The 16,621-nt window shown below is 42.8% G+C and carries 15 protein-coding genes and 2 tRNA genes; 9 read left to right on the top strand and 8 right to left on the bottom strand.

The features are described 5' to 3' along the window. Nucleotides 1-92: 92 nt before the first annotated feature. From AC20MK_RS07060 to AC20MK_RS07050, 3 genes are all read right to left on the bottom strand, one after another. Complete coding sequence (locus AC20MK_RS07060; RefSeq protein WP_487357081.1) at nt 93-665, bottom strand: FumA C-terminus/TtdB family hydratase beta subunit; 573 nt, start codon at nt 663-665, stop codon at nt 93-95. After that, nucleotides 665-1,531 carry a fumarate hydratase gene (locus AC20MK_RS07055; protein WP_487355163.1) on the bottom strand — a complete coding sequence of 289 codons (867 nt, stop codon included), beginning with the start codon at nt 1,529-1,531 and terminating at the stop codon, nt 665-667. Before AC20MK_RS07055 ends, AC20MK_RS07060 begins: the two co-directional genes overlap by 1 nt. A gap of 33 nt (nt 1,532-1,564) precedes the next feature. Next, a tRNA-Leu gene (locus AC20MK_RS07050) sits at nt 1,565-1,650 on the bottom strand. A 230-nt stretch (nt 1,651-1,880) separates the two neighbouring features. Between AC20MK_RS07050 and AC20MK_RS07045 the strand changes: the two genes are divergently transcribed. The 6 genes from AC20MK_RS07045 (at nt 1,881) to AC20MK_RS07020 (ending at nt 6,947) form a co-directional block, all read left to right on the top strand. Further along, nucleotides 1,881-2,333, top strand: coding sequence for an ester cyclase (locus AC20MK_RS07045; protein WP_487355162.1), 453 nt, complete (start codon nt 1,881-1,883; stop codon nt 2,331-2,333). A gap of 122 nt (nt 2,334-2,455) precedes the next feature. Beyond that, nucleotides 2,456-4,204, top strand: coding sequence for a site-2 protease family protein (locus AC20MK_RS07040; RefSeq protein ID WP_487355161.1), 1,749 nt, complete (start codon nt 2,456-2,458; stop codon nt 4,202-4,204). Between the two features lie 64 nt (nt 4,205-4,268). Further along, nucleotides 4,269-5,273, top strand: coding sequence for a potassium channel family protein (locus tag AC20MK_RS07035; RefSeq protein WP_487355160.1), 1,005 nt, complete (start codon nt 4,269-4,271; stop codon nt 5,271-5,273). Nucleotides 5,274-5,282: 9 nt separating this feature from the next. Continuing rightward, nucleotides 5,283-5,969: a potassium channel family protein gene (locus tag AC20MK_RS07030; RefSeq protein WP_487355159.1), complete on the top strand. Its 687-nt coding sequence runs from the start codon at nt 5,283-5,285 to the stop codon at nt 5,967-5,969. A gap of 22 nt (nt 5,970-5,991) precedes the next feature. After that, nucleotides 5,992-6,765, top strand: coding sequence for a sulfite exporter TauE/SafE family protein (locus tag AC20MK_RS07025; RefSeq protein ID WP_487355158.1), 774 nt, complete (start codon nt 5,992-5,994; stop codon nt 6,763-6,765). Nucleotides 6,766-6,851: 86 nt separating this feature from the next. Continuing rightward, nucleotides 6,852-6,947: transfer RNA gene (locus AC20MK_RS07020), tRNA-Arg, on the top strand. Between the two features lie 84 nt (nt 6,948-7,031). Here AC20MK_RS07020 and pheT read toward each other — a convergent pair. Continuing rightward, nucleotides 7,032-8,654: a phenylalanine--tRNA ligase subunit beta gene (gene pheT, locus AC20MK_RS07015; RefSeq protein WP_487355157.1), complete on the bottom strand. Its 1,623-nt coding sequence runs from the start codon at nt 8,652-8,654 to the stop codon at nt 7,032-7,034. A gap of 219 nt (nt 8,655-8,873) precedes the next feature. Between pheT and AC20MK_RS07010 the strand changes: the two genes are divergently transcribed. From AC20MK_RS07010 to rnhB, 3 genes are read left to right on the top strand one after another with little or no spacing between them, the layout of a single operon-like run. Next, entirely contained in the window at nt 8,874-11,177 is a 2,304-nt protein-coding gene (locus tag AC20MK_RS07010) for a type II/IV secretion system ATPase subunit (RefSeq protein WP_487355156.1), read from the top strand. A gap of 17 nt (nt 11,178-11,194) precedes the next feature. Continuing rightward, nucleotides 11,195-13,345, top strand: coding sequence for a type II secretion system F family protein (locus AC20MK_RS07005; protein WP_487355155.1), 2,151 nt, complete (start codon nt 11,195-11,197; stop codon nt 13,343-13,345). Nucleotides 13,346-13,390: 45 nt separating this feature from the next. Beyond that, on the top strand, nt 13,391-14,032 hold the full coding sequence (gene rnhB / locus AC20MK_RS07000; protein WP_487355154.1) for a ribonuclease HII: 642 nt from the start codon (nt 13,391-13,393) through the stop codon (nt 14,030-14,032). A gap of 80 nt (nt 14,033-14,112) precedes the next feature. On the opposite strand, the gene purQ is transcribed toward rnhB, so the two are convergent. The 4 genes from purQ to AC20MK_RS06980 form a co-directional block, all read right to left on the bottom strand. Continuing rightward, nucleotides 14,113-14,808 carry a phosphoribosylformylglycinamidine synthase subunit PurQ gene (gene purQ / locus AC20MK_RS06995; RefSeq protein WP_487355153.1) on the bottom strand — a complete coding sequence of 232 codons (696 nt, stop codon included), beginning with the start codon at nt 14,806-14,808 and terminating at the stop codon, nt 14,113-14,115. Continuing rightward, entirely contained in the window at nt 14,809-15,057 is a 249-nt protein-coding gene (purS, locus tag AC20MK_RS06990) for a phosphoribosylformylglycinamidine synthase subunit PurS (RefSeq protein ID WP_250868002.1), read from the bottom strand. A 154-nt stretch (nt 15,058-15,211) separates the two neighbouring features. Next, nucleotides 15,212-15,757, bottom strand: a complete 546-nt coding sequence (locus AC20MK_RS06985; protein ID WP_487355152.1) for a CDP-alcohol phosphatidyltransferase family protein — start codon at nt 15,755-15,757, stop codon at nt 15,212-15,214. A 105-nt stretch (nt 15,758-15,862) separates the two neighbouring features. Beyond that, nucleotides 15,863-16,480 carry a tetratricopeptide repeat protein gene (locus AC20MK_RS06980; protein ID WP_487355151.1) on the bottom strand — a complete coding sequence of 206 codons (618 nt, stop codon included), beginning with the start codon at nt 16,478-16,480 and terminating at the stop codon, nt 15,863-15,865. Nucleotides 16,481-16,621: the final 141 nt, after the last annotated feature.

The following is a 16,621-nucleotide window of genomic DNA, read 5'->3' as shown; positions in this document are numbered from 1 at the left end:
GCTGATCGAATAGTTGGAACATCGGTTGAACGAATGAATTAATGAAAGAACGCCCAGTCAAATAAATGAATTAAAAAAAGAATATCAGAAGCTCAAAGTTTTAAAAATGAGCTTCTTGCCTTTTCTTTTATCGACATGAAAAGGTCTTGTCCTTTTGTGTCTATTCCTACTATAAGAGGTCCGAATTCATCAACTTCAAGTTCCCACACAGCTTCCGGCATTCCAAGGTCGAGCCAGTGAACTGCAGGTACGTTCTTTATGGAGCCTGATGCAAGGGCGGCACATCCGCCGGTATAGGCAAGATATACGCATTTTTCTTTCATGGCATCGGCCACATTGTTCATTCCGCCTTTTCCAATGAGGACGCGAACATTGAAGTTCTCAAGAAGTGCAGGTGTCATCTTCGACATCCTGTCACTTGTTGTGGGGCCTGCTGCAACGACTTTCCATTTTTCATCTGTCTGTTGCATAAGTGGACCACAATGGTATATGGCTGCACCTTCAAGGTTGAATGGAAGTTCTTTACCTTCTTCTTTTAGTTCGAGGATCCTCGCATGTGCTTCATCACGAGCCGTCAGTACTGTTCCGGAGATATAGACAATGTCGCCGGCGTTGAGTTCTTCGATATCTTCTTTTTTCAGGGGGGTGCTAAGATGATATTCCATCATTCGTCACCTCCGAGGACAACGGATGCGTGTCTGTTCGCCCAGCACTGGATATTGATGGCTACAGGAAGCGAGGCGGTGTGGCAGTAGGAAGTAGCAAGATGTACAGCAAGGGCTGTGGTATCCCCTCCTAGTCCCATAGGGCCGATGCCGAGTGAATTTATGTCCTTAAGGATATTCCTCTCTTCTTCCGTCATGTCCGTTACCTTGCGCAGCAGGGCAGATTTTGCAAGGCGAGCGGCCTTATCAAAGGACCCGCCGATGCCAACTCCTACGATTATTGGGGGGCAGGGTCTTCCGCCAGCGTTGAGAACGGTCTCAAGGATGAATTTCCTGATATCTTTCAGTTCTGTGGGATTCATCATCTTAAGTGCACTCATGTTCTCCGAGCCTGCACCCTTTGGCGCGACCGTTATCTTCAGCTGATCGCCTTCGACAAATTCGTATTTGATATCGGGGAGGCCATCCCCTGTGTTATCGCTACTGTTGCTTCTTGTTATGGGGTGTACCGCATTTGGCCTGAGGGGTACTTCCTGTGTGGCTATCCTGGATGCTTCAAGGATAGCTCCTTTAAGGTCAATATCAAGTTTCAGTTCCCTTCCGATCTCTACATAAAAGATAAGGATGCCTGTGTCCTGGCAGAGGGGGATGTTGTTGTTGCTTGCAATATCAATGTTCTTCAGTATCGCATCGATCTGTGATCTTGCAACGTCACTTGACTCATTTTGTCTTGCGCTTTTAAGTGCGTCTATAACATCATCAGGGAGTTGTGTCTCTGCCTCTCTGATCATGTCTACAGTGGCCTCAACTACATTTTTGTATGTCACCATGCTTGTCACCATGTCTGTCACCATGACTATTGTCATGCTTGTAAAAAAAGATCAATTTAATAATTAAAATGGTGCGGGAGAAGGGATTCGAACCCCCGAACGTCTACACGAGCAGATCTTGAGTCTGCCACCGTTGGCCACTTGGTTACTCCCGCATTTGAGAAATACGTTGCTATTAATAGCAGTATTTGTTATAAATATATCTATTCAAATTATTTGCATTTGTTATTATCAGATGCGTTTATTTAGGTTCTTTAATATGTGTCTTTGATATGTTCTCATTATGAATTTATTATAATTTGTTCGAATTCTTATGTTATCATTACAAATATTCTGTTATTTTTGGAATTATATTTATTAGTGAGTAAGTAATTATATTATCCTGATGACAACCGTTCGATCTGATAGTAATCTATCTTCTGGTCCATGCAGTGGCAATGAGGATAATATAGAGCTTGTTCTGAGTGTAGCCAGTCGTGGATGGCATCCGGAAATGCTGATCAAGAAGTGCAGCAATGATTATCAGATGCATTTCGGGGGTTCTACCCTTGATCTTGAAGGATTGATCGAGTTCATGGGAGCTATCCATTATGCCCTTCCAAATCTTGTGTTCGAGATATATGATGTCATTGCAGAAGGTGATAAGGTAGTGACACGTTGGAATGCAAGTGGTACCCATCTTGGTGAGTTTCAGGGAGTTGTGGCCACAAAAAAACCTGTGCATTTCACCGGAATAACTATCAGTCGCATTGAAAATGGAAAAATAGTTGAAGACTGGGAAGAAGTGGATCAGCTTAATTTTGCACAGCAGTTCGGTTCCTTCTCTGATATGTTGTGATACTGTTCATTCTTATCCTTATGAAATCTCTTTTATAGAAACAGATGACTTTACAAATGACAATAATACATTAATTAAAAACGTGATCTTAATTTCAGTACCACTAACAAAGGAGAGTCCATTTGGTCAGCACTAGCACCTTGTTTGCCCTTTTCCTTGTATATTGGGCAATCATATCAATACTTGACAAGAAAGGAATACTTGAGCGATACAACATATCTACCTATGGTCCTGTCCTTATGATCAGGACGGTCAAAGGTCAAGCTTTATTGGATCTTCTTGCACGCCCGAAGAGAAGTTGGAGGACCTTTGCGAACATTGGCATTGTTCTTATGTTCGTTGGCATGTTCGCCATGTTCTTCATAATCATACTTTCAGATGTTGCAATGCTGGCCTCTATAGGCGAAAGCACATTGCCGGAACCTGGGAAGTTCAATGAGGCAAGGAATATTTTTCTGATACCTGGTGTCAATGAGTTCATACCCCTGACTTGGGGTGTTATAGCCTTGCTTGTTACTCTTGTAGTCCATGAGTTCTCCCATGCTATCCTCTGTAGGGTCGAGGGTATCAGGGTAAAATCCATGGGAATTCTCCTTGCCATCGTTCCCATAGGCGGTTTTGCCGAGCCTGATGAAGAGGAGCTCTTCGGGGTCAAAAAGGAAAATACAGAAGGCCTTAGTGCTGATACCACCGATGGCCCCATCGAAAGACGTATTCTGGGCACCGTTAAAGAAGTAGTACCTAAAAAAGTTGCTTCCAGGGAGCAGAGGGCAAGGATACTTGCTGCCGGGGTAATGTCCAATTTCGTTGTTGCTTTAATAGCATTCATCCTTTTCTTCGGTCCGGTCCTTGGTGCTATAGCTCCAATGAGCGATACCATGATCATCAATGTGACCTCTGATTCGCCAGCCGATATTGCAGGGCTTCAGGACGGTATGGTCATAACACAGATAGATGATACTTCTATACAGAAGGCTAATGACATTATTCTTTACATGAACAATATAGAAGCAGGGACAGTTGTTCAGGTACATGCTTCAAAGGATCAGAACTTATTGGTCTATGATGTTGAGGTAGGAAATGATACGGATGATGGTATAAAGGGCATATATGTCAATAATATCGTTGCGGACTCTCCGGCTGAAGCAATTGGTCTTGAAAGCGGTATGCTGATAATAAAGATCGATGATACTCCAATTGGTTCATCGGAAGATTTTGTCACCTTTATGAACTCCACCAAGATAGGTCAGATCATCTCTGTGGAAACCGTGATAGCTGATAAGGCTGCAGAAGAGAACGTCTCTTCTGAGGTATTTGAGATCGAACTGGCTTCCCATCCAGATAATGGTTCCGATAAAGGGTTCCTTGGTATCTATTATGGTTCCAATGGACTTGAAATTGTACCTCTTGGTATGTCCATAGGCGAATTCCCTGCAAAGGACTACCTTGCGGCTCTGAAAGCTATACCTTCGATGCTTGGAGGATTTACTGGCTGGATAATCATTCTGGGCCTTCCAATATTTGGATTTGCAGGAGAGGGTTTCCCCGGATTTAGTGGTCAGCTTGCACAGTTCTATTCTCCGATAGGATGGGGTGAACCATTAGGAATAGGCGTATTCTGGATCGCGAACACATTGTTGTGGGTAGGTTGGCTCAACTTTTATGTTGGCCTGTTCAATTGTCTGCCGGCAGTACCACTCGATGGTGGTCATGTGTTCAGGGACTATCTGCACGCTTTTATCAGCAGGTTCATTTCTGATGAAACCAAAGCAAAAGAGGTATCTTCCGCCATTGCAGCATCCTTTACAATGCTGATACTGGCTTCGTTCCTCTTTATGATATTCGGTCCTTATATTGTACACGGATTCTAAGTGTACAATACCTTTGCATAGGTCTGATATTAAGAATAAAATATAGATATAAGAGGTAAATTGGATGAAGTACCCAAATTTCTTACGCACGCATATGGCAGGGTATATTGGCATGTCCATTGCTGTCGTTGTTATCTATATTTTTATTTTTATTAAGATCATGCAGTTTGAGCAGCAGCTCGAGCACATAAACTTCCACGATGCCTTCTACTGGGTGGTCTCAACTATCACAACGGTTGGTTATGGTGATATCGTATTCAGGTCGGTTATCGGAAAGTTATTTTCCATAGTTGTACAGGTGTCTGGTATTTCCATGTTCTTTGGAATTCTGATAACCCTTGTTGTAACTCCCTGGTTCGAGAAGACAATGAAACTTCCTTTACCTGCAAGGGTTCCTAAGAAGATGTCCGACCATATTATTGTTTGTGGCTATAACCAGCTTGTAGAGACATTGATCGAAGAGTTCCAGGAGCAGGAAATGGACTTTGTCATCCTTTCGGATGATGAGGAAGTCCTTCGTTCCATAAATAAAAAACATATCCCGTGTTTGTATGGTATAGCCAGTGAGGAGTCCTCCCTTGAGAATGCGAATATCCATTCTGCAAGGTTTCTCATTGCCAATATGTCGGACAGTGAGAATGCGAATATCACTCTGACCGCACGCAAGCTAAGTGATGTCCGGATAATCGCTGTGGCCGAGGATGCATCTAATGTGAAGTACCTGAAATATGCAGGTGCTGACAGGGTAATTTCGCCAAAGCTCGTGCTTGGCAGGTTCATTGCAAAAAAGGCGGTAGATCCTATCCTTGGAATGGTTTCCGGTGCAACCGAGTTCTTTGATGGTTATCGAATCGTGGAACTTCCGATACAGTCAAAAAGCACTCTTGTTGGAATGACCCTTTTTCAGGCATCGATAGAAGATAGGACGGGTGCCAGGGTAATAGCTCTGCGTAAAAGCGGGAAGTTAACATTCGATTTTGATCAAAGTGATAGAATTAAACATAATACTGTAATCCTTGCAGCCGGTACAGTGGAACAACTTGCAAAACTTGAAAATTTAGCTGGGTGAAGCATTGCTATGAGAACAGATGAACATTTGATAGTACTTGGTTATGGTGATGTGGGTAAACGCATTGTAGAGGTGCTCCAGGACCATCAGCTCAACTTTATGGTCGTTGATACAAGTGAGCAAAAATTTTCAAATGCTGATTTCCCTTATGTTGTAGGCAATGGTACGGATGAAGATGTCCTTAAGGAAGCCGGAATCGATAGAGCATCAACTTTGATAATCACTTTGAACGATGACAATGATGTCATTTTTGCAACCCTTATTTCACGTGGCATGAAACCGGATTCTCTCATATTCTCGCGTGCTAATTCTGTAAGGTCCATTGATAAGATATACAAGGCAGGCGCTGATTATGTGGGCTCTCTTTCCATTGTTGCAGGACAGATGCTTGCAAAGATAACTTCTACCTGTTCAAAATATGAATGTGACCACCTTTTCGAAGATATTGTTCTCTATGAGGGGATAGGGATCGAGAAGTTCCGGTTACATGAAAATTCTCCCATGGTCGGTATTTCTATAGTTAAACTTGATCTTATCAAAAAGATTGGTTGCAGAGTACTGGGGGTTGAACGTGGTAAGGAAGTAACTATCGATCCGCATGACTCGTTCGTTCTTGAACTTGATGATCTGGTTGCAGTTGTAGGTAGCAGGGAACAGATGGAACTTTTCCACAATGCGTACGTGATCAAGAATTGATATATTCCTGGAAAACGATATCATGGATCCTTTTACTCTTATCGCATTGGTGCTATTGCTTTCCATCCTCTTCTCATTTCTCGGAATGGGTGGTGCTGTTATCTATGTGCCGCTGTTCTATTGGCTCGGTATCGATCTTATAACTGCCATTGCAATGGCTCTCATGCTAAATGTGGTCACAACTGCTTCTGCATCCGTTACTTATCTAAGGAAGAAAACAGTTGACCTCCCGACAGCAGCACCGTTCATCTTATCCTCTGCAATAGCTGCGCCCTTGGGTGCGTATGTTTCCACTTCTGTACCCGAAGAGTTCGTTCTTCGTGTCTTCAGTGTGGTCGTAGCTGCTGCCGGTGTGCTCATGATACTCTCGAAAGATGTAGGGGAGAATGATACTGCTTCTAATATGGGTGTAAAGGAACGTTTTGCTATCGGAATAATAGCGGGTATGTTCATAGGTTTCATTGCAGGATTATTGGGGGTCGGTGGCGGTATTTTCCTTGTACCTATACTCGTGTTCCTGGGTTTCAGTGTCAGGCGTGCCCCTGCAACATCTGCTCTGGTGGTGCTGTTCTCTTCCCTTTCCGGTTTCCTTTCCCACATAAGCAATGCCCAAATAGAACTTCATACGCTGGCGATCCTTGGGATCGTGGCCTTTATCGGAGGTCAGCTAGGGTCTCATCTCATGTACCTTAGAGTTTCATCCCTGCGTGGATTCTTTGAGAACTATTTTAAAAAGATATTCGGTCTGCTGTTGATACTGATATCCATGATGCTACAGTTATCCCTTCTCAAATGATGGTATACTGCGTTCTATGATTCTGATTTCATGATGGAAAGATTTAATAGTAACAATTACAATGATAGCATCGTAATTTTGAAAGAGGGCCCGTAGGGTAGCCAGGACATCCTCGTGGGCTTCGATGTAGTATTTTACTGCGAAGACACCCACTGACCCGCGTTCGAATCGCGGCGGGCCCGTATCTTTTTTATCGGTTTTGAAGTCTTTAAAATATCAAATAAAAAAAGAATTGTTCCCGGATATTTCCGGGAATGGTCAAATACTCATTCTGTAAGGTCTATCTCAAATCCAACGATGGGCTGTCCGAGACCGAAGTTTGTAATAACTTCAGGATATAGCTCTCCCATCATTCCGACCTTTTCACCGTTGACAAGAATGTCTGCACGCCTGCCTTCGATAAATGCCGGGTCATCAGATACGGCGACCTCGTATTCGATATCCCGTTCCCTCATGACCGCGTCAAGGACCTCTCTTATCTCTGTGAAGTTAGCCTGGGCGTGTATGGAGGCTGCTGCGAGGTGCAGGCGGTTCCTTGAATTAACGACTACCTCACCTACTTCAAAGAGGCGCTGTGGCAGTTCATGATGCTGGTTCAGGGAAAATATCTCAATAAGGTTCGGCAATATGGTGGTACGTACCATTGTCTGGTCTTCGCTTATGGGATGAAGTACGAAGGTAACATCGTCTGTCTCTTCCCTGTTCATCCATTCGAAATGTACCTTCTGGCTTGTGAGGGTGAAAGGCATGACCTCGGAGTAACCAAGGCTCACCATTATCTCGCGCATGACGCCTCTTGTAATTGAGATGGGGTGTGCACATCCAATGGTCGCACTCTTTGGAAATTCGCTTTTGATCTTATCAAAGCCGTATCCAATGGCAATATCCTCGACGATGTCATAATTATGGAGGATATCAGCTCTGTAGGTCGGAACGCTTATCTCGAACAATTCGCCGTCCTCAAGGACGGTTGCATCGAACCTCATTCTCTTTAGTTCGTTGATGATCTCATCAGCTGTGAGTTCTATGCCTATCAGTGAATCTATCTCTGAGCGAGGTACCTTGAGAGTCCTTGGTGTCATGTCCGGTGTGACCTTTTCGGTCCCGTCAGGATACACAACCTTTACTGACTCTATCTTTCCGCCTCTCTCGGCAAGTGCGCTCACAACGATGCTGAGTGCGGTATATACTGCATCTCCAAGACCTGTGACGTCAACGAAAAGGTCTGTGGTACTCTCCTCGACCCTTGTAAGGGTTCCGTTGATGATCGGTGGGAATGAAAGGACGTTCCCTTCAGAATCACTTATCAGGGGATATTTCTCCATTCCTTCGAGGATGTTTGCAAAGCGAACACCCTTTGGATGCTTTTCAAGTATCTCATCCATTGTCATCGGCTCAGTAAAATCAAGAGGCACGAACTCGAAGTCAGGGTCGACAGCCTGGTATTTGAAAGGTGGTCTGATGTTCGCCATATCGTGAACCCCTATAGACACTTTCTTCCTGTTCCTTCCAAGGCCCCAGTGCAGGTCTTCCTGCAGGTCCATCAATGACTTGATGGAGCTGGATGTGAAATTGATACCCCTTACAATAGCGCATCCTATGACAGGTCTTACATCCTTTATTCCTTCTTCGAGCTCTATATGGATGCCAGATGGCGTTACTTCATATTGGCAAAGGCCGGTCTCGATGTTCATAAAACCTCTCATTGCTCTTGCCACTCCCTCGACACTGTAAAGATCAGGTCGGTCAGGGAAGAACTCGATGTCGATGGCTTCCTTTTCAATACGCTCGATATCCGCGCCTATCATTGGCACGCGGTCTATGATCGTATCCTTGTCTGCTTTAGTTAGTGATTCCAGATCCTCGTATTGTAAGGTGATTATTGGCATGGGGGATATCTCCATGGTCATCTATTCATGACCAGATTGCAATTTGAACCGATAATAGAACGAACATGTATAGCTTTAGATTTAATATTTTTCATTACTTTTCATTATAATACGCAAATCAACATCAATAAGTATAATAATAAGTAATCATAATAATGATAATGATAACATTGGTTGCCATATCTCTGGTATTGGCTCCATATGAACCATTGCGGTGTAATGATGGTCAAAAAGACAGAAAAAGGAACAGACGAATCTGGATCGGATGATGGAATAGATGCCGATCTGAAGGCTGCTGTTAAAAATGATCCTGATCTTATAAATGGTACAGAAGAGAGTTTGTCAGGACTTCAGACCTTGAGCACAAAAGAAATAGCTCAGGAAAATGAGATCAGGACTTTCCCACATCCTTCTTCCAACCATGAAGAGCCAGAGGCCTTTAAACCCGAAAAAGCGTCTTCTTCATCAACTCTTGATCGGTTTGCTTTTGAAGAGCCAAATATATTCAAACCTGCGTCAGGCATGAATATTGAAAAAGAAGACCTTGATGCTGTTATACTGAGACCACGCAGTAAAAATAACTCGTATCCTTTGGATATCCCGGAAACTTCCGACGATAAAGAAATGGAAGAGGAATTAGGAATACTTCTGCCAAGGTCCGATAAATTTGCTAATCCTCATCTTTCTGCCCATGATCCTACAGAAGAATGGGTGCCTGTTGGGGCTAAATATGCTAATATTGACCAAGTATCACCTTCCGAAGATAAAATAGAACCCACATCGGTGAATTCGGAGGCAAATATTGTTAATGTCACGGATGAGACCTTTGATATGGATAAAAAAGCTGATCAGCAGTCCAACGAAATACATGATGATCAACTTGCTGAAGGGACTGATGAAGCACTTGTTGAACAGTCTGTAGATGCTAGCTCAAAACCTGTTTCTGCTGAAAATATCGGATTTATTCAGAAGATCAAAAATCTTTTCTCTCATGAAAATGAAGAGATAGAGGCATATAACCCAGAATTACATGGTATGCTTTCCTATTTTGAAGGTATCGATAATTATGAAGAAGTTGATCGTTACTGGGTCAATGAACCTTATGTTTTCATTGTCATCCTTTACAACGAAGATAATAATGACCATATCTATTATGCTGTTGAACCTTCGATGTCTGATTTTGAAACAGTTTTCCTGGCCGAGGTACAGGACAGACTGCGTAATAAACTTCTTGTAGAAAAGATCGATGAAGATGATAACAAGGAAAAGGTAATTGAAAGGGAAATAAGGGATATAATCAAGGATTATGCTATCGGTATAACTCCTGCAATGCTCGAAAAGATCTTCTATTACACCAGACGTGATTTCATAAGTTTTGGTAAGATCGATCCTTTGATGCACGATGATTCCCTTGAGGATATTTCGGGTAATGGGCACAGCAAACCTATATTCCTGTATCATAAAAATTACCAGAATATTGCTACAAACATTGTTTTTGATGAAGAGGAATTGAACTCTTTTATAATACAGCTTGCACAGAGGAGCGGCAAACACATCTCTGTTGCTGACCCGATGGTGGATGCCACCATGCCGGACGGCTCAAGGATACAAATGACGTTGGGGACGAGTGTCACTACCCACGGCAGTACTTTCACTATCAGGAAATTCAATGAAGTGCCGATAACCCCTGTAGACCTTCTGAAATGGGGCACTTTTTCACCGGAATCTATGGCATATCTCTGGCTATGTATAGAGAACAATAAGAGCCTTATCTATGCAGGCGGTACTGCCTCAGGAAAGACATCATCACTGAACGCAGTATCTCTTTTCATTCCTGAAAAAGCGAAGATCATCTCCCTTGAAGATACAAGGGAATTGAAATTACCACATCCGAACTGGATACCGGGTGTAACAAGGGATTCGTTCACATCGGATGAGAGAGGGGCAGTGGACATGTACGATCTTTTGAAGGCTGCACTCCGTCAGCGTCCAGAATACCTTCTTGTGGGTGAAGTTCGAGGTAAGGAAGCACTCACTCTTTTCCAGGCCATGTCCACAGGCCATACCACATTTTCTACAATGCATGCGGATTCAGTTCCATCTGCAATTCACAGACTGGAAAATCCTCCTATCAGTGTTCCGCGTAACATGATACAGGCACTTGATATCATGAGCATTCAGGCGCAGACCTTTTCCCAGGGCAAACGTGTCAGGAGAAATCTGAAACTTGTGGAGATCGTTGATATAGACCCTAATACGCACAATATCAGGACTAATGACGTGTTTGTATGGGATTCGAATACTGATATTTTCCACAGGACCGGTGAATCCAAAGCCCTCCTAGACATACGTATTCAAAGGGGCTGGGATGCTAAGGATGTCAATAATGAGCTAAGGAACCGTCAGCGTGTTCTTGAATATATGGTAAATAATGACATCAATGATTTCAAACAGATATCGAACATAATCAATACATATCAATCCAATCCGGAAAAGATCATGAAGAAATTAGATCTGCTCTGATCCTCAGGAGTATCAAAGTGACGGAAAGCAACTCTTTGGAAAAAAAAGATGAGCATGTTGAAGCCCAGGCTTCTTCCACTGTTGAGAAGACATCGCTACTTGCAAAGCTAAGGAACAAGTTCTCTGGCAGTACAGACGATACGACCTATTCCAAAGAGAAGGCCGGTACATATTTTAATATTCTCAAAAAAATACCTTTTGCATTGCTTGGTGATTATGTCCAGGAGAGGAAAGATAAGTATGAGAACCTTCAGTTACATATTTTCCAGGCCAGGATCCCCTTATCTTATGAGGTCTATGTCTCTAATGCAATATTCTATTCGTTACTAAGTTGCGTGTTCGGCCTGCTAATAGGTCTTTTTATTGCGTATATCTCTATCTATGTGGTAGGATTGCCGGAATCCATGACAAAACTGGAATTCTCTGCATCAAGTGCATGGATATTCCAATTCAGGAATATATTCGTAGGTCTTCTTATCACGGTCTTCTTTGCTGCTTCACTTGGTGGTGTTATATATGGTCTGTTCATGCTTTATCCCAAGTTTCAGGCGGGTGAAAGGAAGGGTAATATTGACAGGAATCTTCCGTATGCGGTCACTTTCATGTATGCACTTAGCAAAGGTGGTATGAACATAATAGAGGTGTTCAGGTTGCTTTCCCGCTCAGGCAGTACCTATGGGGAAGTTTCGAATGAGGTCAATGCCATTATCCGCGAAATGGATTATTTCGGGTATGATATGAAGACCGCTATCTTGAATATCAGTGAGAGGACCCCTTCTGATAGATTCAGTGAACTAATGGATAATCTTATTACAATTATCGATAGTGGTGGCAGCATTCCACGCTATTTTCAAGATAAAGCCGAACAGTATCTTCAAAAAACAATTATCGACGAGAAAGGGTTTTTGGAGACCCTCGGACTACTTGCGGAGTCGTATGTGACCGCATTCGTTGCTGGTCCTTTGTTTATTATAATCATGGGCGTTATGATGGCGGTCATGGGTTCCGGTTCGGCGATTATGGTCTATGCTATCATATATGCTGTTTTACCTATAGGCTCTCTTATGTTCGTGGTAATGATCAGTATCATAACTCCGAGTGAAATGGGTGAACCTGAACTATTGCCTACCAGAACCATACTTGAGCACGGTATTCCTGATCTTCCTTCATATCTGGAACCGGTTTATGATGATGCAGGAGAACTTGTCAATGATGATGAAGAAATTGTCCGCAATAGAGAATATTATCTGAATTTTGCGAAATCCAAAAAATCACTTTCTTTCAGGAAATTCCTGAAAAATCCTTTCGATCTGGTGATGCACAATCCATTATATTCTCTTGCTATCACAATTCCTGTGGCAATTCTTATTCTTATTATATCTTTCGGGTTAAATATGGAAAGTCTTGCGACAACAGCACAAAAGGTTGGATTCATTGACGACTATCTCGTGCTTGTACTGTTCATTGTTATGATACCAATGGCACTCTTTCATGAGATAATGTCCCGTAAGAAAAAGAATCTTGAAAAGAATTTCCCGGATTTTTTGAAGAAGCTCGCAAGTACCAATGAGACCGGGATGACACTTCGGGATTCTATCAAACTAATGGCAAATTCAAAATCCGGACAGCTTGAAAATGAGATCAAGATGATCTGGGCAGATATCTCATGGGGAATGAATGTCAATGATTCTCTTGTCAGATTTGCCAACAGGCTCCGAACACAGGTAATTGCACGTTCACTGACGCTTATTACAAAGGCCAATGAATCAAGTGGTGATGTTGGTGAGGTGCTTCTGGTAGCGGCTCGCGATGCGGCTTCCGAACAGTCAATGAAACGTGAACGTGCCATGAGCATGATGATCTATATTGTGATCATCTATATCTCCTTCATGGTGTTCGTAGGTGTTATCTATGTTATTTCCACGACATTTCTAGCGGAGATGGCAGCGGCTGGTGAAAAGATGGCAGAATCCGGGGGTAGTGGAGGTTTTCTGGGCAATTTCGACCTTGATGCATATATACGCCTTTTCATGCACGCGTCTCTTATTCAGGGTCTAAGTTCAGGCCTTATGGCAGGTGCTATGGGCGAAGGTAGTGTAATGTCCGGGCTTAAGCATTCAATTATCATGATGGGAATCGGCTACCTTATATTTACTGTGTTCGTATGAGTAGTATACTCTAAGACCATGGTAATCATATCAAGGAAGATCTCAATGAAGATACTGGGAATTGATGAAGCAGGAAAAGGTCCGGTCATCGGGCCGATGTGCATAGGCGGTGTGAGGATCGATGAGGAGCGAAGCAATGCTCTGAAGAATCTGGGAGTTGCGGATTCCAAGAAGCTTTCCCCGAAAAGAAGGGTGCAACTTGCTGCCCAGATAAAGAAATATGCGGATGGTTGGTTCGTTTATGAGGTATCCCCCAATCAGATCGACGAGCTTCGAAAACTGATGAGCATGAACGATATCATGGTACTTGCTTTTGGTTCGGTCATCGAGGAACTTCCTTCAGACAAGATATATGCGGATGCAGCGGATGTGAAGGAGGAACGTTTTGGAAAGCGTCTTCTTGACAATTATATGGAAAAGCATTCAGATATATCAGCTCCGGAAGTTATCTCTAAACATGGAGCCGACGATCTATATCCAGTTGTTTCAGCGGCTTCTATACTGGCAAAGGTAAGGCGTGATGAACTTATCGAGCAGATAAAAGTAGACTTAGGTGTTGACATCGGCAGTGGTTATCCCTCAGACCCCAAGACCAAGAAGTTCCTTGAGGAATGGTATCGTGAGAATGGCTCTTTTCCCGATATTGTCAGGCATTCATGGAAAACGGCACAGAAGTTCATTCAATGATCAAATGAATGGGATCTGCTAGTAACTTATAAGATCAATTAAAAAAAGAATTAAAAAGATAATGGGAGTATAACAGGTGTTCACCTGCTTGAAATATACTCTACCATTGACTTGAACATCCTGATCCCATCATTGGATCCGAGGACTTCCTCAGATGCCCTTTCAGGGTGGGGCATAAGACCCATTACATTTCTGTTGCCGCTGAGTATCCCTGCAATGTTCTCCTGTGAACCATTGGGGTTTACCTCATCGGTCGCATGACCTTCGCTGTCAACATATCTGAACGCTACGAGATCCTTGTCTTCCATGTTCGAAAGGGTTGCTTCATCGGCGTAGAAGTTACCTTCCATGTGGGCTATGGGTATGCTGATGACCTCTCCTTTCTTGAATGCGGATGTAAATGGTGAATCGCTTGTTTCGACCCTTAATTTTGTCCATTCGCATCTGAACTTTGGATATTCATTGGTGGTAAGTGCTCCATCCAGGAGACCTGATTCAGTGAGTATCTGGAAACCGTTGCAAATTCCCATTATAGGCTTTCCTTCGTCTGCCATCTTCTTGATGGAGTCCATAATAGGTGTTCGTGATGCGATAGCACCTGCGCGCAGGTAGTCGCCGTAGGAGAATCCTCCGGGGATGATGGCACCTTCGTACTTATCAAGGTCGTGTTCCTTGTACCAGACAAGTTCTGCATCTGTTCCAACAACATCTTCCAGTACATGCAGAACATCAAGATCGCAATTGCTTCCACCAAATTGAATGATGGCGATAGTCATTTAAACTTCCCTCAAGTCGATCGTATAATTATGGATCATCGGGTTTGCAATAAGTTTCTGGCACATTTCATCAACTTTAGTCTCTGCCAGCTCTGCGGACTCTTCCTCGAGATCGATGATATATCTCTTTGAGGTCTTGATATCGTTTGTGTGGTAGCCAAGGTGTTCAAGTGCTCTCTTGATAGTAGTGCCTTCAGGGTCCAGCATTCCTGACTTACGTTCTATGGTTACTTCTGCACGGTATTGCATTTTTTTCCTCTGTGTTTACTTATGATGTGATTATGGCTATTAATGGACACCAAGCAATTAAAAATATCGCTTTGACAATGATCCCTTTCTTAATGTAGTGTGCTCATTATCTGATCGATATCTTGTACCTTAAATTATTATCTTATATATAGGTTCATAAGGTCTGTTTGGCTTTCCATATCCTTTGTAAAAGCGTTACGTGTGTAAGGATGGCGATAAGTGCTACTGCGACCATGATCTGAGAACTGAATGCTCCCAGTACCAGTATGATCATGCGCTCTGACCTCTCCGCGATACCAACGTTCATCGATGAAGAGCCTGCGGCTTCGGCACGGGCACGCGTGTAGCTGACCATGTAAGAACCGATCAGCGCGATGATACACAATAACCACAAAGGTGCCTGTAGAAACGTGGGTTGCAGTATCATGCCTGTTATTGAACCGTATATGATCCCGGCAAAGATAATCGCGTCAGCATATCTGTCACATACCGAATCAAGTACTCCTCCAAAGGGCGTTATCATCCCTGATGCTCTTGCAACGGCTCCGTCAAGAACATCAAATATGCCACTTAGCATTATATAAGCAGCTCCCATTATCAGATCCCCTGTGGCGAATTCGATGGCAGCCAGAAAACTGATGCCAAGGCCTATCACAGTAAGCACATTTGGTGAGATCGGAATATTCTTTGCAATTGGCAATGCAAGTGTTCTAATATTGTTCTTCAGTTCATTGAAAATAGTTCATCCCTCATGAGATCAAGGATCATCTGTCTGACTGTACAACTTGTAGGCTGGATCTAATTATTATGTTTCATCGATTTTTAGCTTTGCCATTGCTGCGGCCATATTGGTCTTTGCATCTTTATAATCGGGATCTGCATTCAAGACCTTTGCAAAGCAAGTGATGGCTTCTTCATATTTTTGCATGTGGTGGTAAGCGACACCTTTTTTGTTCCATGTAATAGTGTATTTTGAATTAAGTTCCATGGTACTATGGACATTCTCATAACATTCAATTGCATCTTCATATCTGCCAAGCATGTCAAATATGATTCCCTTATTTATCCATGCATTATCATATTTTGGGTCGATATCAAGAGCTTTTGAATAAGATCTTATCGACTCTTCATTCTCACCAACATAAGAATGAGCGATACCCTTGTTGTACCATATATCAGGATTATCGGTATCGAGCTCAAGGCCCTTCTCAAAACAGTGGATGGCTTTATCATAAATGCTAAGGTCGCAATATGCAATGCCGGTGTTGGTCCAGACCAATGCGATAGCTTCTTCATTCCATAACAGGGGGTCCTTTGATTCGGATTCAAGTACTGCAGTATAGTACTCTATCTTCTCATCCGGGTACTCTGCATAGAATCCCATATGGAATAGTTGCTCTACTGTCTTGCCTTTTCCTTCCACTAAAGTCTAACTCCGTTTTTATTTTTGAAACAAAAAATAAAAGCATACCGATTATCAAATATACAATATTTTGATGGCTTTTTATTCCAAATGACCTACATTATTAGTGCATAATTAGAATATATAATCAGTGGTTCATTG

Source organism: Methanococcoides sp. DA23, assembly GCF_057593895.1.
Note: the sequence above shows the minus strand (reverse complement) of the source record. Positions and strands in the feature narration are given on the sequence as shown.

Excerpts from the sequence above, each read along its gene's own strand:
- rnhB (WP_487355154.1), top strand. The coding sequence starts at position 13,391 with ATGAAGATACTGGGAATTGATGAAGCAGGAAAAGGTCCGGTCATCGGG.
- AC20MK_RS07055 (WP_487355163.1), bottom strand. The coding sequence starts at position 1,531 with ATGACAATAGTCATGGTGACAGACATGGTGACAAGCATGGTGACATAC.
- AC20MK_RS07045 (WP_487355162.1), top strand. The coding sequence starts at position 1,881 with ATGACAACCGTTCGATCTGATAGTAATCTATCTTCTGGTCCATGCAGT.
- AC20MK_RS07060 (WP_487357081.1), bottom strand. The coding sequence starts at position 665 with ATGGAATATCATCTTAGCACCCCCCTGAAAAAAGAAGATATCGAAGAA.
- AC20MK_RS07035 (WP_487355160.1), top strand. The coding sequence starts at position 4,269 with ATGAAGTACCCAAATTTCTTACGCACGCATATGGCAGGGTATATTGGC.
- AC20MK_RS07030 (WP_487355159.1), top strand. The coding sequence starts at position 5,283 with ATGAGAACAGATGAACATTTGATAGTACTTGGTTATGGTGATGTGGGT.
- AC20MK_RS07010 (WP_487355156.1), top strand. The coding sequence starts at position 8,874 with ATGATGGTCAAAAAGACAGAAAAAGGAACAGACGAATCTGGATCGGAT.
- purQ (WP_487355153.1), bottom strand. The coding sequence starts at position 14,808 with ATGACTATCGCCATCATTCAATTTGGTGGAAGCAATTGCGATCTTGAT.
- pheT (WP_487355157.1), bottom strand. The coding sequence starts at position 8,654 with ATGCCAATAATCACCTTACAATACGAGGATCTGGAATCACTAACTAAA.
- AC20MK_RS07025 (WP_487355158.1), top strand. The coding sequence starts at position 5,992 with ATGGATCCTTTTACTCTTATCGCATTGGTGCTATTGCTTTCCATCCTC.
- purS (WP_250868002.1), bottom strand. The coding sequence starts at position 15,057 with ATGCAATACCGTGCAGAAGTAACCATAGAACGTAAGTCAGGAATGCTG.